Here is a 14,675-nt window from a genome sequence, read left to right on the forward strand (position 1 = left end):
ACAGTCATAGCTCAGAGGCTTGCTACACCGTAAATATCCATGGTTAACCGCCGGTTACGGCTCGGCTGGGCTGGGATTGTCTTGGGCGGTGAACGATTCGTTAACGCGACGCGGCCAGCCATTCAGGCGCGGCGCACATCGGCGGCGCTGCCTGCGCTCGCCTCGATGTGCGACCGCTCACAAGCCGATGACATACCCGTCCCGCCTCGGATCGGCGGCACCCGTCATCACGCCGGTGACCGGATCGAGCGCGACGGCCTGCATGCCTCCGCAGAGCATGGTCCATCCGGTGTCCAAGATCTCGATCTCGTGGCCGCGGCGCTTCAGTTCGGCGATGGTCTCCGGCGCGATGCGGTTCTCCGCCTGAATGAAGCGGCCGTCCCACAGCCGTGAACGCGGCGCCTCGATCGCCTGCTGCAGCGGAAGGCCGAACTCGATGTGCTGCACATAAGCCTGGGCCTGGGTTTGCGGGATGCCGTAGCTGCCGGGCGTCCCCAGCGCGAGTACCGGACGGCTGCCGCGCGTCGCAATCGACGGTGCCAGCGTCACCGGCAACGCATCGCCCGGCTTGGCGAGGTTCGGGCTTCCCGGCTGCACGTCGGCCCAATGCAGATGATTGTTGAGGCAAACGCCGGTCCCCGGCACCACGACGCCGCTGCCGAACGGGCTGCCGAGACTTTGCGTCATGCAGACCAGATTGCCTTCGGCGTCGGCAATCGAGAACGAGGTGGTGTGGCCGGGATCGGCACGATCCTGCGGCATCCATTGCTCCGTCGGGCCCGTGATCGGCCGGCCGTCGCTCACACGCTGGCGAAGCCGCGCGATCGTCGCCTCGGACATTGCTGCAGCGGCTTGATCCGGTCCCAGATTGCCATGGGCGATGCGCTCGCCGGCGGCGAGACGGATCGCGCGATAGACCGTGTCGAGATGATCGGCGCCGTCCTTCGGCAGACGCCCGAGGTCAAAGCCTTCAAGGATCTTGAGGGTCAGGGCGAACTGGAAGCCGCCGCATTGCTGCGCCGGGACGTGAAGCTCGAGCCCCCGATAGGACACGGTCAGGGGATCGAACCAATGCGGCTTGACGGCGATGACATCGTCCAGCGTCAGGCTGCCGCCGAGCGTGGCGAGATAGTCCACGATCCGCCGGCCGAGCTTGCCGCCATACAGATGCTCGGGCCCCCATTCGGAGATCTCGGCAAGAGTCTGCGCAAGATCAGGCTGCGCGACGATGCTGCCGAGCTTCACCGGCATTCCATCCGGGAGATAGTTCCTGACCAGTGCGGCGTGCAGCTCCGGCCAGGGTTCGAGCAGCGGCACCTGCTCGTTGATCTCATCAACACCGAAGTCCGAGAGCGCAAAGCCGCCCTGCGCCAGCGTGATCGCCGGCGCAAAGACGTCCGGAAGCGATTTGCGTCCATAGCGCGAGAGCAGCTCGCACCAGCCCGCGAGATCGCCGGGCGTCGAGGCCGCCTGCGCACCGCGCTCGAGCTCGAATCTGCTGGTGTATCTGCCGACCGGGAAGCTTGCGGGCATCGGCGGCGCGAAGTCGAGCACGCGAATGCGCTGCTCGATCGCCACCCAGATCGTGGCCAGTCCAAACCCGGCAAGCCCCGACATGAACGGCTCGACCACGTTGAGGGCGGCCGCCGTGGCGACGGCCGCATCGAACGCATTGCCGCCCTGCATCAGGATTCGTGCACCGGCCTGTGCCGCGAGCGGATGCGCGGCGGCGACCATGCCGTGCTGCGAGAACAGCGTCGGACGCCCATATGTCCTGGCGAGTTGCATCCGGAAAAGGCCTTCCCCGATCAGTGCGTCGTCGCAGCAGCCTGGATCGCCTCCGACATGATCTCGAGACCGCGATCGATTTCGGCCTCGGACACCGTGAGCGGCGGCGCGATGCGGAATACGCCGCCCATGCTGGGCAACTTGACGATGTTCATGCTGAGACCGCGACGCATGGTCTCCTCCATGATCCGCGCGCCGAGTTCAAACCCCGGCGTCTTGGACTGCCGGTCGACGACGATTTCAAGACCAAGCAGAAGCCCGCGGCCCCTGACGTCACCGACGCATTCGAACTTTTGCTGCAGCGACAGCAATCCATCCCGGAGCCTGTTGCCCCTGGCGGTTGCCTGCGCCACCAACCCGTCGCGCGCGACAACGTCGAGCACCGTGACGCCGATCGCGGCGGGCAAGGGATCGGAGACATGCGTGGTGTAGAACAGGAAGCCGCGCTCGAACGCGGTCTGCTCGATGGCCTTTGTCGTCATGACCGCGGCGAGCGGCAGACCGGCGCCGAGCGTCTTCGACAGCGTGAGAATATCAGGCACCACGCCGTCACGCTCGAAGGCAAACATGTGCCCGGTGCGGCCGATTCCGGTCTGAGCTTCGTCGAGGATCAGCAGCATGCCGCGCTGCTCGCATTTTTGCTTCAAGGCCGCGAGATAGCCGAGCGGCAGTTCCAGAATGCCGCCGCTGGAGAGGATCGGCTCGGCGATGAAGGCCGCCAGACTACCGGTCGACTGGCTGTCGATCAGTGCGAACGCATCGTCGAGCTCGGTCTGCCAGTCGTTGCTGCCGTCGACGTTCCTGAAGCGCGGCCGATAGGCGTTCGGCGCGGGAATGACGAACGATCCGACCGCGGCCGGCCCATAACCGCGCCGGCCCGCGCTGTAGGTCGCCGACGCCGCCGCGCCGGTCATGCCGTGCCAGCTTTGCGCGAAGGCGACGATTTCGTGCCTGCCGGTGACGAGCTTGGCCATCCGGATCGCCGCTTCATTGGCTTCCGCGCCTGTCGTCAGCAGCTGCACGCGACCGAGACCGGGCGCAAGCGCAGCGAGACGCTCGGCCAGCGTCACCACCGGACGCGAGAGCATGCCGCTGAAGAGATGAGCGACCGCTCCCATTTGCCGCGCGACGGTGGCAACGATGTCGGGATGCGTGTGCCCCAGCACGGCGCTCATCTGACCCGAGGTGAAGTCGAGGATGGCGCGTCCGTCGGCGTCGTAGACGAAACTGCCGGCCGCACGCTCGATGATGACGGGTTCGAAACTCGGCCCATAGCGGGTCAGATGCGTGTTGGCGGACGCCCAGAAATCGGAATCAGCGTTCAAGGTCATGACAGCCACCTCTCGCTTGGGGGACGTCTGAACCTCTAGTCAAGAATTTGACTTCAGGCTAATTGATATAATTCAATCTGGATATCAATCTTCTTGATGTCGATGCTGGATCTCAACCTTCTGAGGAATTTCGTCGTCGTGGCCCGCACCGGCTCGATCAGCCTGGCGGCCTTGCAGATTGGCCGGACACAGTCCGCGCTCAGCATGCAGATGCAACGGCTGGAACAGACGATCACGCAGCCGCTGTTTCACCGCAGCGGATCCGGCATGAGACTGACCGCGGCCGGCGAGAAACTGCTCGCCCACGCCGAGATGCTGCTGGCGCAGCACGACGAGATTCTCGCCGACATGAGCGGCGAGAGTCTCAAGGGGACGCTGAGCCTGGGCTGCCCGGAGGACTATTCGATCGCTTTCCTGCCGGCACTGCTGAAGGGGTTCTGCGCGCTGCATCCCAATGTCGAGCTGCGCATGGTCTGCGCACCGACCTCCGAGCTGCGCCCGATGCTGGCGCGGCGCCAGATCGACATGGCGCTGGTCTCGCTGTCCGATGCCGGAGCGCGCGAGGTGATCCGCGAGGAGCGCTTCGTCTGGGTCGCGAACGAGGCCGAACCGAAAATACTGACGCAGGATGTGCTGCCGCTGGCGCTGGCGGCGCCGATGAGCCTGGACTACCGCGCCGCCTGCGCCGCGATGGACGCGGTCAATCGGCGCTACAGGGTCGCCTACGCGAGCAACAGCCTCGCCGGCCTGATCGCGATCGCGCGGTCCGGTCATGCGATCAGCGTCCTGACACGAACCGCGGTCCCGTTCGATCTACACGTCGTCTCGGCCGGACTGCCCCTGCTTCCGACCATCGGCATCGCGCTCGAATTCTCGGAGGCGAGGCCCTCGCTGCTGGCGACGACGCTGGCCGAGCACGTCCGCACCGCATTGCCCGGACTGAAGACCAAGGCGGAGATCGATTAGTGACCTATTGCACTCGATGTTCGCGCGTGCGCGGCGAGCATAGCGCTCAGCTGATGTTCAGGAGGATCCGTCCCGATGTGCCGCTGCGCATCAGATCCAGGGCGTCGTTGATGTCGTCGAGCGCGAATTGGTGGGTCACGATGCCGCGGTAGCTCACCTTGCCGGCGTCGCTGAGTCGCACCAGGCGCGGGATATCGCGCGCGGGCTGGCATTGCCCGCCTTCCGAGCCCTTCAGCACCTTCTCGAAGTGCAACGGCAGGGTATAGATCTCGGCCTTCTCGCGGGGCACGCCGACGAGGATGCAGCGGCCTTTCTTGGCCGTGATCTCGTAGGCGAGCTCGATCAGGTTCTTGACGCCGGTGGTCTCGACGACCTTGTCGGGGCCGTCGGCCCCCGTGACGGACCGGACCTCGGCGGCCACATCCTTCACGGTCTCGGAATTGACGATGTGGGTGGCGCCGAAATCCTTCGCCATGGCCAGCTTGTTGTCGAGGCGATCGATCGCAATGACCGGCCATGCGCCGACCATCGCGGCGAATTGCACGATGTTCAATCCGACGCCGCCGACACCGAATACGACGACGGCTTCGCCGATGGCGATCTGCGCATCGTTGTTGACGACGCCGAGCGCGGTCGTCACCGCGCAGCCGAGCAGCGGCGCACTGGTGCGGTCGATCGTATCAGGAACGGGCGTGACGCGATTCTCCGACACCACGGCATATTCGTTGAAGGTGGTGACCCAGCCCGCATTGAGGCGCTTGCCGCGCCAGGAATAGACCGGCGTGTTGGACTGGATGCCCTTGCCCGGCCGCCAATGCATGACGACGGTATCGCCCTGCTTGCAGGAGACGACGCCGGGTCCGGTTTCGACGATGGTCGCCAGCGCCTCGTGCCCCAACAGGTGCGGCAGGAACTTGTCGACGCCCTTGACGGCGTCGATCTCGTTGATCTGCGCGCCGCAAATGCTCGACGTGTGCACATGGGCGAGCACCTGACCGTGCTCGAGCCTGTCGGGCAGATTGAACTCGTCGACGATCAGCGGCTTGCCGGATTCGACGAGGATCGCGGCCTTTGCAGTCTTGATGTCCATGGGTCGCGCGCCCGGTCACTCGAAATAGATGAATTCGTAATCGCCGGTGTAGCCAAGCTTGCCGTAGAGCCAGATCCATTCCGAGGTGTGCAGGATGGATTCTGCCGTCAGCGCCCAGCATTCGAGGTTGTGCAGCTCGGTGACGTTCCGGTAGCCCTCGACCATGACGTATTTGTTCTTGCCGACCCGCTCGATCTCCTTGAGCGCGGCCTCGAGCTCGTAGAGCCTGAGATTGTGCAGGGTGCCCAGCGAGATGACGAGGTCGAAGCTGTCGTCGCCATAGGGATAGACGTCCTGGGCGCGATAGTTGAACAGATACGGCTTCACCTGCTCGTGTGCATTGGCAAGACCATGCTTGGAAATGTCGAAGCCGGTGACCTTCAGACCCGGCAGGATCTTCTGCATCTCGTACAGCAGAAAACCCTTGCCGCAGCCGACGTCGAGCACGCTCGACCCGTCCTTCAGGCCATAGGTCTCGATCAGCGCCTTGGCGACGGGGGCCCAGCGCCCCTCGATGAAGCGGTAGCCGCCATAACCGAAACGGCGATCGCCGTCCCAGTAATCGGCCTCGTACTCCCGCGCCTTCAGCGAGCAGCCGATCTTGTCGTCGTTCATGCGGCCCATGTAGTCGCGCTTGGTCGCAGTGTGCAGCGGCGTTACGATATTCAGCAGTCGTCCCATTGAGCCCTCGGATTTCATCACGCGCGGAGATTGTCTTGACCGGCCTGGGGAGCCTCGCACGTGACCTGCGACTGGCCCTAGCATTTGTCGCGAAGACCATCATTGTTTCAGATCAATGATGTGGAAATGCTGCCGCGGCGCCGGTCAAGATCCGGCCGATGAATCGCCAGTGCCGACCAAGCGCCAGGTTCCAGCCGCGGCTGCCGGCGGCCGTGACATGGCGACGCTGGAACGAGATGCGCCGCACGGCGTTCGGCAGCGAGGAGAATCCTGCCATGCCGACCAAGCCGACCATCGCCCGCGTCTGGCGCGGCCGTACCCGCCGCGACCTCGCCGACGCCTACCAGGCCTATCTGCAGGCCGAGGGCATCCCGCCGCTGCGAAAGACCGCGCTCGGCGTGCAGCAATTGCGCGAGGACCGCGACGAGGAGACGTGGTTCACTACCATTTCCTATTGGGCGGACATCGCAGCCATGACGGCTTTCACCAAGGGCGAGCCGACCAAGGTCCATCATCTCGCGCGCGACGCGGAGTTTCTGATCGAGCTGCCGGAGCGCATCGAGATCCACCGCATCCTGATCGACGAGCAGGGCCTGCGGTGAAGGGCTCGCTCATCCGCTTGTCCGTGTCTTGATTCCGCGCTCCGCCGCGCTATACGTTCCCGCCATGAAGTTCATCTCCACATTCTTCCCGCTGATCTGAACGGCAGAACGTCGTTCCGGCGCTCCTGCGCCACTCAGATCAAACGGCTACGCGCGCTGCGGTAGCCGAACGGAGAGATGTGCAATGCCCAAGACCGAACAGGTTGGCCTGACGCCCCGTCAGGTCCAGACCTTCATCGACGACGGTTTCGTCAAACTCGAGAATGCCTTCAGCACCGACCTTGCCAAGCAATGCAGGGACGAGCTGTGGGCGGATATCGGCCTGTCGCCGGACGAGCCCGAACATTGGACCCAGCCCGTTGTCCGGGTCGGCGCCAAAGCGACGCCCCCCTTCATTGAAGCCGCGAACACGCCGCGTCTGCACAAGGCCTATGATCAGCTCGCCGGCGAAGGACGCTGGCTTGCGCCCAGGGGCCTCGGAACCTTTCCGATCCGCTTCCCGTCATCGCAATCGCCAGGCGACGATGGCTGGCATGTGGACATGAGCTTTGGCACAGCCCATGCCGACTTCATGGAATGGCGTGCCAATGTGAAGAGCAGCGGCCGTGCGCTGCTGATGCTCTTCCTGTTCTCGGACGTCGGAAACTATGATGCGCCCACGCGAATCCGGAAAGGCTCGCATGCGGCCATCGCGCGGGAGCTACTGCCCCATGGCGAGGCGGGCGCAACGCTCCGGCAACTTGCTGCCGGCGACTGGGCGTCGACAAGGGATCGCGAGGTTGAACTTGCGACCGGCAAGCCAGGCACCGTCTATCTGTGCCACCCGTTCCTGGTTCATGCCGCGCAACCCCACCGCGGGAAAGAGCCGCGCTTCATGGCACAGCCTCCGCTGCTGCCGAAGCGCGAATTCGATCCGGCGCTGCCACCTTCGCCGATTCAGATCGCGATCCGGCGGGCTTGCGGGCTGACGGTGTAGGCGGATGGCATCCGGGGCCGCTGGGCGGTCCCGGATGTTGCTGTCGCCTTGTGTCGTTTGCGAAACCGCATCACGCCGGCAGCGGCACGCTCAAAGGCACGGATTTTTCACCGGTGGTCGCTTGACGGACAAGAGCGTGTTCAAAGTTGAAACTCGCAAGTCGTGCGAAGCGGACCGCAATGCAATGCTCATGGGACGAATAGGGTTGGCTTCGCACAGCTTGCGGCGATCGTCGTCGGATTGCCCGCGCACCACGTCCCCGACGTGCTGCTTACGTTGCCGAATGGCATCCTGAAGCTCCGATTTGGTCACGGGAACGATGCTGTTCTCAACGATGAACTCGTTCATGCGAGCTATCGCATCGTCCAGATCGGCTTCAAAGGCTTGATCTTCGCTCGGCTGGCAAACTTCGGTGTAGGCTCGAACCCCGACATAAATCTCCCAACTGCATTGCACGGCTCCGCGTCCGCTATTGTCGAACCCGGTACTCATGATCCGGTCGCCATCGCGCTCCAAAAAGAAGGACACCCCCGAGGAGAGATCTATACGTCGCGTCGCCTTGCCCTTGTCATTGACGCCATCAACCACCTTTGCGTCAGACCGCTTCGTCAAGGCATCCCACAACGGAGACCACTGTGCCTCCTGGGCATCGGCGGTGAGGGCTGATAGCAGCAGCGCGGCAGCGACACAGATCAAGTCACTGGCTGCGGAGCATGTGCGACGCTTAGACATCAAGGGCTTTCCAGCAGACCGTGCGGTGTGGGACGATAGCTGCGCCCGCGGCAAACGCAATCCAGAATTGCGCGACGCAAGTGTGACTCCGACCACCGTCGTCACAGTTTCCCATACACCCGCGCGGCAACCGCCTTCAGGCGCTCGACCGAGCCGGACTGCGGATGCGGCTTGACCGGGGCGAACAGGATCGAAGCCTGGCGGCCGTTCTTCCAGACATGGATGTGGACGGCGTTGCCGTTGCCCTTGGTGCAGGAATGCTCGCCGAAGGCTTCGCGGCCGAGCTCGGGGATCGCCACGTGCGTGCATGGCCCTGCACGCTTCATCATGCCGATGGCGGTATCGCGCGAGGTCGTGATCACCGCGACGGTCATGGTGTTGGCCTCACGATCGAACATCATGCAGCTGCCTGCCCCGGTCCGCTGCACCGTCAGCGTGCCGTTGTCGAGAAAGCCGTCGGCATCGGCGGCCGTGAGCCACTCGCAATTGCCGAACCGCTCGCTGCTCCTGCTCACATTGCCGACGGCAACGCGCGCGGCCTCAGTGATCGGCGCGAGCAGCGCATCATCGGCGCGCCGGCCGATCGGATAGACGCTGATCTGCAGGATGTAATCGCCGGACAGGGCGACGACCGAGGCCTCCTGGCGTTCCGCGCCCGCCGCGCTCGTTCCACCCTGGCCCTCGTCGCCGATTCCGGACACTGCGCCCAGCGGCATGCGTTCGCCAAGCGTCTTGACGAAGGTCGCGTACAATTCCCTGGCGCGGTCCTTGTCGGGATTGCGGAACACGGAGAGCATCATCGTGTCGCCGCGCCCGGCCTGGTAGATGCAGCCGCGGCCGTCCTGGTTCGAAATCAGCGACCATTTCAGCGCCGGCATCGCCCGGGCGAGCTCCTGGGCGCTGATGAACGGGCAGGTTTCGGCCGCGCGCGCGGGAAGCACCGGGGCGGCTGCGATGGCAAGGAATAAAACGAAGCGGGAGAATAGATGATCGATCGTGCGCATCGGACGAACTTACTATCGAAACGGTGCGCCCGACGAGATGAAACTGAACAAAAATCCTATTACGCAGCCCCCGGTGCCTTCGCCACCGTCAGGTCCTTCAGGAACTGCTCCATGAGCGGCTTGTTGCCAAACCGGCGATAAGAGCGCTCTGCCTCCAACGAAAATGTCGGTTGGGCCCCTACCAAGCTTGCCATCGTCAGCTGCGCCGCTTCTATATCACCGCGCCGCCCTTGCAGCGCAGCCTGGATGAGCAGGCAGTTGGCATCGCGCGGCGCCCTTACAAGGCATTCGGAGATCACGGTAGCCGACTCATCGCGACGATCAGCGGCGTAAAGAGCCTGGCCATGCACATAGGCGTAATATTCCGGTGCCATGGGATGAAGGCGACGTGCCCGTTCGGCATTGGCAACGGCGTCCGCGTAGTCCCCGAAACGGACTTGTGCTTTTGCCAATGCCATCATGCTATCCGGGTCATTGGGATTCAGTTCGACGGCGCGCTTGGCGGCCTGCAAGCCGCCCGCATAATCGCCCTGCACCGCCAGCCCGAAGCTGATCACCTGATAGCCGAGCGAGAGATTGGGATCGAGGCGCACAGCCTGGCGCGCTTCGCTAAGACCTAGTTCCAGCTCATGCGCTGTCGCCCGACCACTCGACCTCTTGGCCACATCTGCGATGTAAGTGAGCGCCAAGCCCGCACGAGCGGCGGCATAGGCCGGGTCCATTTCCAGCGCGCGTTGATAGAGGCCGCGTGCCTCCATGAGTGCTTCCGCATCCTGGACGCCATGCCGGTATCGATGACGGGCCCGCAAGAGAAAATCGTAAGCCTGGAGGTTGTCGGTCGGCCGTTGCGCGGCAGCGATGGCTTCACTTCGGCCGATATACGGCGCGAGCTGGGCGACGATTTCCGTGGTCAGCTCGCTTTGTACGGTGAAGACGTCGGCAACCTGCCTGTCGAAGCTGCGCGACCAAAGGTGCGCGCCCGATTTCACGTCGATCAGCTGCGCCGAGACGCGAAGCCGGTCCCCCTCGCGGCGCGCGCTGCCTTCCACCACGTAGGAAACGCCCAGCTTTGCCCCGAGCTTGCGCATATCGCTGTCTTGCCCGCGCACGGCATAAGTGGAGTCGCGCGCGATGATCTGAAGCTCGGAATTCCTTGCGAGCGCCGTGGTCACATCCTCGGTCAGCCCGTCTGCAAAGTACGACTGGTCCCCGCCCATGGTCGCAAAGGGCATGACCGCAACTGACGGGCGCGGGTCGGCGCGGGTCTGGTCGAAAGATAGCGCGGCCGGGAGCCGGCTGACCATCGCCGCCAGGGAAAGCGGTTGGATTTGGGTGCCGATGAGGACAAGGGCTACGGCGGCGACGCCATACGACCAGCGCGCAGCGGTACCGCGTAGAACGCGCGGGACTTTTCGCCAGCGAGACCACGAGGATTGCGCGCGTCGGACCCGGTAGACATTAAGACGCTCGGGAATGTTTTTGGCGCGCCTGCGGCCCACACGCGCGAACACATCGCCGCGATTGCGGTCTGCGGCCATGACGACAGCGCCGCTAACAAAGATGCTGCCGGGATCGGCCATCGTCTCGAGCCGTGTGGCGACATTAACGCCGTCGCCGTACATATCGCCATTATCCTCGATGACATCACCGAGGTTGATGCCTATGCGCAGCTCAAACGGGGCGTTGTCGAACCCTTGCTGGATGGCAGAGCCCGCATCAACGGCTTCGTTGACGCTGGGAAACATCGCCAGAAACCCGTCGCCGGTCTTCTTGAAGATGCGTCCACCATGCTGCGCGACTGTGGGCTCGATCAGATTGTCGAAGACCGTGCGCAGCTCTTTATAGGTGGAGGCCTCGTTTTCGGCCATCATCAGGCTGTAGCTGACGATGTCGGCGGCCATGATCGCGGCGAGCTTGCGTTCCATCAACGGTTTCCCTGGACAGGGGCCAAGCACAACTGGCATTGCGGACATTCTACGCCAGCTTGAAATTAAACCTTCCAACCCGCATGCGGTTATCAACACAGCTCATATATTCGTGAGCAATGAGACCCGCGCGCAAGCAGCACCACTCCGCTCATACGGCTGATCCTGAGTTGCCCTGCGGGTTCCCATATGGCGACGGTGAGGCCGGCGCTGGGTCAGCGGGCCGTCGTCACCGCCCCTGATATTCGGCCCAGCAATCCGCCGTTTCATAAACGCGGACCGCCCACAGCTGCGGCAGGCTGGGCTTCAAGCGGTCCCAGATCCAGACCGCGATATTCTCGGCGGTCGGATTCGCGAGGCCGTCGACCTCGTTCAGGCACTGGTGGTCCAGCGCCGCCATGATGCCGGCGAAGCTTTTCTCGATATCGAAGAAATCAGCGACGAAGCCGGTGTGCGGGTCGACCGGCCCATCCAGCTGGACCTCAACCCGATAGGAATGACCATGCAGCCGGCTGCACCTGTGAGTCTCGGGCACGTTTGGCAGCCGATGCGCCGCCTCGAACTTGAACGCCTGCGATATCCTCATCCAGCTCCCCACACGGCATGGCCATCCGGTCTCGGGCCGGTCTGGCGACCAGATGCTGTCCTGTCCTGACCTTTCGGCAAAGAATGGCGCGCCCGGAACGATTCGAACGTCCGACCCTCAGATTCGTAGTCTGATGCTCTATCCAGCTGAGCTACGGGCGCGTGTTTCGCAAACAGCGCGGGCAGGGCCCGCAAGCAGCCCCCGGCGGAGCCGGAGGGGGTGCGAAAGAGCGCTCTGACTAACCGCTCTTGTCCCGATTGGCAAGGTCCGGCTCGCCGGTATTTTGGGGCATTTCCGCACTTCTCTTCGTCATTCCGGGGCGCGACGAAGTCGCGAGCCCGGAATCCATAACCACCAGCCGGGGTTATGGATTCCGGGCCCGACCCTTCGGGTCGTCCCGGAATGACGGAAGGAATGGCGATGGCCCAGCTCGTTTCAGTCGGCCGCTGGCCTAGCCTTAAGCCCTCTGGCGCTCGTTGCGGATGGAGAGCAGTTCCACGGGACGGTCGGGGATGACGATGCGGAACGTGGCGCCGATGGTGCCCTCGACCAGGTGGATCTCGCCGCCATGGGCGCGGACCAGCTCGGCGGCGATGGCGAGGCCAAGGCCGCTGCCGCCGGGGCGGCCCGAGGTCTGGAAGGCCTCGAACAGGCGCTCCCGGGTCTTCGGGGGAACGCCGGGGCCGGTGTCGGAGACCTCGAGAATGGCGACGGCGCCTTCGCGCTTTCCGGTGATCCGGATCTGCTGCACGCGCCCCTCACCCGCCGCATGGCTTTCGAGCGCCTGGGCGGCGTTGCGGACGAGGTTGAGCAAGACCCGGAACAGCTGGTCGGGATCGGCGTCGACCGCGAGCCCGCGCTCGATCGCGGCGACCCAGGCGATCGAGGCGTCGTTGGCGAGCCCCGCGGTCTCCCGCACCTCCATCACAACAGGCTCGATCAGGATCATGCGGCGGTCGGGTGCGGCCTCCTGGGCGCGGCCGTAGGACAATGTCGACTGGCAGAAGGCGATGGCGCGCTCGAGCGAGCGCACGAGCTTGGGCGCAAAGCGCTGCACGCGCGGATCCGGCACGCTGGCGAGCTGATCCGACAGCAGCTGGGCCGAGGCGAGCAGATTGCGCAGATCGTGGTTGATCTTGGAGACCGCGAGGCCGAGGGCAGCGAGCCGGCTCTTCTGATTCAGCATCGACATCAGGTCGCGCTGCATGTCGGACAATTCGCGCTCGGCGACCCCGATCTCGTCGCTGCGCTGGCTCGGCACGATGATGCCGGCCGAGCTCTCGGGATTCTCGTGGAAGCCGACCAGGCTCGCGGTCAGCCGCCGCATCGGGCGCACGAAGAGATAATGAAGCGCGAGATAGACGAGGCCCGCGGTCAGCACCGCGATGATCAACGCGACCACGACGAGGTTGCGGGAGAAGCGGTACATCTGCTTCCGCAGCGGCAGCTCATCGGTGACGATCTCGATGAACTGTGCATTGCCGACCCCGGGGCCGACGATGCGGATGGCCTGGTTGCCGGTCTCCAGCATCATCCGGAACGAGCCGGTGATCGCCTCCCAGGCCGTCATGTCGCGCAGGTCGATGTCGTGCTCGATGGCGGCGGGAATGTTGTCGCTGGCGAGCAGCCGGCGCTGCTGGCCCATCTTGATGGCGACGGCGCGGGCATTGATGCTCTTCAGGATCTGCCGCGACAGCGAATCGGGGACCATGCCGAGCGGCGCCGCATCCAGCACCAGCGCCGCGGTGTTGGCCGCCGCGACGCGATCATTCAGCCGGTTGACCCAGAAATTCGCGATGGCTGGCACGTAGAGCAGCACCGCGGCGATCATCACCAAGGGAATGGTGAGCAGCAGCAGCTTGCCGGACAACCCGAGCCCGCGCGAGCCGCGGGGCCGCGTCGCCGGCTGGTCTGGCTGATCCAGATCCTGGATCGGCTGGCGATCTGTGGCTGGCACGAAACTCGCCCCTGTTGGCCTTGGCTGATGGAGGATGCGACCCGACCGATGTCCGGTCAAATTACGGATCGCTAATCTGCCGAGGTGTGATGTAAGCGCTGATAGCGCGAGTCGCCACCTCAAGGGTTAAAAACGCCGCGCAAACAGCGATATTCACCACAATCGCGCGCTTGTGCGGCGTTGACGAAGACAAGGCGCTCCCTTATAAGCCGCGCGAATTGTCCGCGATGACCCGGTGCGACACCGGGAGCGGCTCTCTTGGGGCCGAAAAAGGGCCCGTTTTGGGCCGTATCTTCCGGACTTTACCATCAATTCTACAGGCAAATTGCCCGGTCAGCGGAGAAAAACCCGTGAAGCGGACTTATCAACCCAGCAAACTGGTGCGCAAGCGCCGTCACGGCTTCCGCGCCCGTCTCGCCACTGCCGGCGGCCGCAAGGTTCTCGCCGCCCGCCGCGCCCGCGGCCGCAAGCGTCTGAGCGCCTGAGCCGGACCCCCTTTTTGGGATTTCATCATGGATCGGCTGAGGCAGCGGGCGGATTTCCTCGCCGTTGCCAATGGCGCGCGGGTGAATAGTCCCGCGTTCGTCCTGCAAAGCCGCCGCCGCGATGATTCCGGCCCTGTCAGGATCGGCTTCACCGTCACCAAGAAGAACGGCAACGCCCCCGAGCGCAATCGCATCCGGCGCCGGTTGCGCGAACTGGTGAAGCGGCTCGATCCGACATCGATGCAGCCCCACCATGATTATGTCCTGGTCGGACGAAAGGACGCGCTCTCGCGCGACTTCGCCACCATGCTCGACGATCTGCGCATAGCGTTCACGAAGCCCGCGCGGCATACGGCCAAAGCGCGCGGCCACAGGCCGGGTCACGCCGCAGCGACCAGCCGCAAACCGGATTGATGACGAGACAATCGAGATGACCGACAATCGCAATACCATCCTCGCCGTCATTCTGTCCGGCCTGGTGCTGATCGCCTGGCAGTACTTCTACAATGTGCCGCAGATGGAGAAGCAGCGCGCCCAGCAGCAGGCGCAGTC

The 14,675-nt window shown here is 64.3% G+C and carries 15 protein-coding genes and 1 tRNA gene; 6 read left to right on the top strand and 10 right to left on the bottom strand.

All coding sequences use genetic code 11. The features are described 5' to 3' along the window. Nucleotides 1–177: 177 nt before the first annotated feature. Nucleotides 178–1,788, bottom strand: coding sequence for a gamma-glutamyltransferase family protein (locus XF30_RS36885; protein WP_109145446.1), 1,611 nt, complete (start codon nt 1,786–1,788; stop codon nt 178–180). Between the two features lie 20 nt (nt 1,789–1,808). Next, complete coding sequence (locus tag XF30_RS36890) at nt 1,809–3,119, bottom strand: aspartate aminotransferase family protein (RefSeq protein ID WP_109145997.1); 1,311 nt, start codon at nt 3,117–3,119, stop codon at nt 1,809–1,811. A gap of 102 nt (nt 3,120–3,221) precedes the next feature. Here XF30_RS36890 and XF30_RS36895 point away from each other — a divergent pair, with 102 nt between their 5' ends. Then, entirely contained in the window at nt 3,222–4,085 is an 864-nt protein-coding gene (locus XF30_RS36895; protein WP_109145998.1) for a LysR family transcriptional regulator, read from the top strand. Between the two features lie 46 nt (nt 4,086–4,131). On the opposite strand, the gene XF30_RS36900 is transcribed toward XF30_RS36895, so the two are convergent. Beyond that, nucleotides 4,132–5,175: a zinc-binding dehydrogenase gene (locus XF30_RS36900; protein ID WP_109145447.1), complete on the bottom strand. Its 1,044-nt coding sequence runs from the start codon at nt 5,173–5,175 to the stop codon at nt 4,132–4,134. Between the two features lie 15 nt (nt 5,176–5,190). Next, complete coding sequence (locus XF30_RS36905; protein ID WP_036014038.1) at nt 5,191–5,856, bottom strand: class I SAM-dependent methyltransferase; 666 nt, start codon at nt 5,854–5,856, stop codon at nt 5,191–5,193. A gap of 275 nt (nt 5,857–6,131) precedes the next feature. Here XF30_RS36905 and XF30_RS36910 point away from each other — a divergent pair, with 275 nt between their 5' ends. Together XF30_RS36910 and XF30_RS36915 are read left to right on the top strand one after the other, a co-directional pair. Next, nucleotides 6,132–6,458 (top strand): hypothetical protein, encoded by a 327-nt coding sequence (locus XF30_RS36910; protein WP_036014049.1) that lies wholly within the window; start codon nt 6,132–6,134, stop codon nt 6,456–6,458. Nucleotides 6,459–6,642: 184 nt separating this feature from the next. Further along, nucleotides 6,643–7,434: a phytanoyl-CoA dioxygenase family protein gene (locus XF30_RS36915; RefSeq protein WP_109145448.1), complete on the top strand. Its 792-nt coding sequence runs from the start codon at nt 6,643–6,645 to the stop codon at nt 7,432–7,434. 90 nt (nt 7,435–7,524) lie between these two features. Here XF30_RS36915 and XF30_RS36920 read toward each other — a convergent pair whose 3' ends face one another. The 6 genes from XF30_RS36920 to XF30_RS36945 all read right to left on the bottom strand — a co-directional run bounded on the left by XF30_RS36920 (nt 7,525) and on the right by XF30_RS36945 (nt 13,638). Beyond that, the gene (locus tag XF30_RS36920; RefSeq protein WP_146207778.1) at nt 7,525–8,166 is read right to left on the bottom strand and encodes a hypothetical protein; all 642 of its coding nucleotides are present in this window, start codon (nt 8,164–8,166) and stop codon (nt 7,525–7,527) included. Between the two features lie 101 nt (nt 8,167–8,267). After that, nucleotides 8,268–9,170, bottom strand: a complete 903-nt coding sequence (locus XF30_RS36925; RefSeq protein ID WP_109145449.1) for a hypothetical protein — start codon at nt 9,168–9,170, stop codon at nt 8,268–8,270. Nucleotides 9,171–9,229: 59 nt separating this feature from the next. Continuing rightward, nucleotides 9,230–11,095, bottom strand: coding sequence for a tetratricopeptide repeat protein (locus XF30_RS36930; RefSeq protein WP_109145450.1), 1,866 nt, complete (start codon nt 11,093–11,095; stop codon nt 9,230–9,232). A gap of 229 nt (nt 11,096–11,324) precedes the next feature. Then, nucleotides 11,325–11,681, bottom strand: a complete 357-nt coding sequence (gene queD, locus XF30_RS36935; protein WP_109145451.1) for a 6-carboxytetrahydropterin synthase QueD — start codon at nt 11,679–11,681, stop codon at nt 11,325–11,327. 84 nt (nt 11,682–11,765) lie between these two features. Further along, nucleotides 11,766–11,842: transfer RNA gene (locus XF30_RS36940), tRNA-Arg, on the bottom strand. A gap of 296 nt (nt 11,843–12,138) precedes the next feature. Beyond that, the gene (locus XF30_RS36945; RefSeq protein WP_036014057.1) at nt 12,139–13,638 is read right to left on the bottom strand and encodes a sensor histidine kinase; all 1,500 of its coding nucleotides are present in this window, start codon (nt 13,636–13,638) and stop codon (nt 12,139–12,141) included. A 350-nt stretch (nt 13,639–13,988) separates the two neighbouring features. Here XF30_RS36945 and rpmH point away from each other — a divergent pair, with 350 nt between their 5' ends. From rpmH to XF30_RS39690, 3 genes are all read left to right on the top strand, one after another. Then, a complete protein-coding gene (rpmH, locus tag XF30_RS36950) occupies nt 13,989–14,123 on the top strand; it encodes a 50S ribosomal protein L34 (protein WP_008542748.1) in 135 nt (44 codons plus the stop codon). Between the two features lie 27 nt (nt 14,124–14,150). Further along, nucleotides 14,151–14,537: a ribonuclease P protein component gene (gene rnpA, locus XF30_RS36955; protein ID WP_109145452.1), complete on the top strand. Its 387-nt coding sequence runs from the start codon at nt 14,151–14,153 to the stop codon at nt 14,535–14,537. Between the two features lie 16 nt (nt 14,538–14,553). Next, nucleotides 14,554–14,675 (top strand): hypothetical protein (locus XF30_RS39690; protein WP_244609124.1); only part of this gene is annotated, 122 nt, incomplete at its 3' end.

The organism is Bradyrhizobium sp. SUTN9-2, from assembly GCF_003122645.1.
Classification (GTDB): Bacteria; Pseudomonadota; Alphaproteobacteria; order Rhizobiales; family Xanthobacteraceae; genus Bradyrhizobium; species Bradyrhizobium yuanmingense.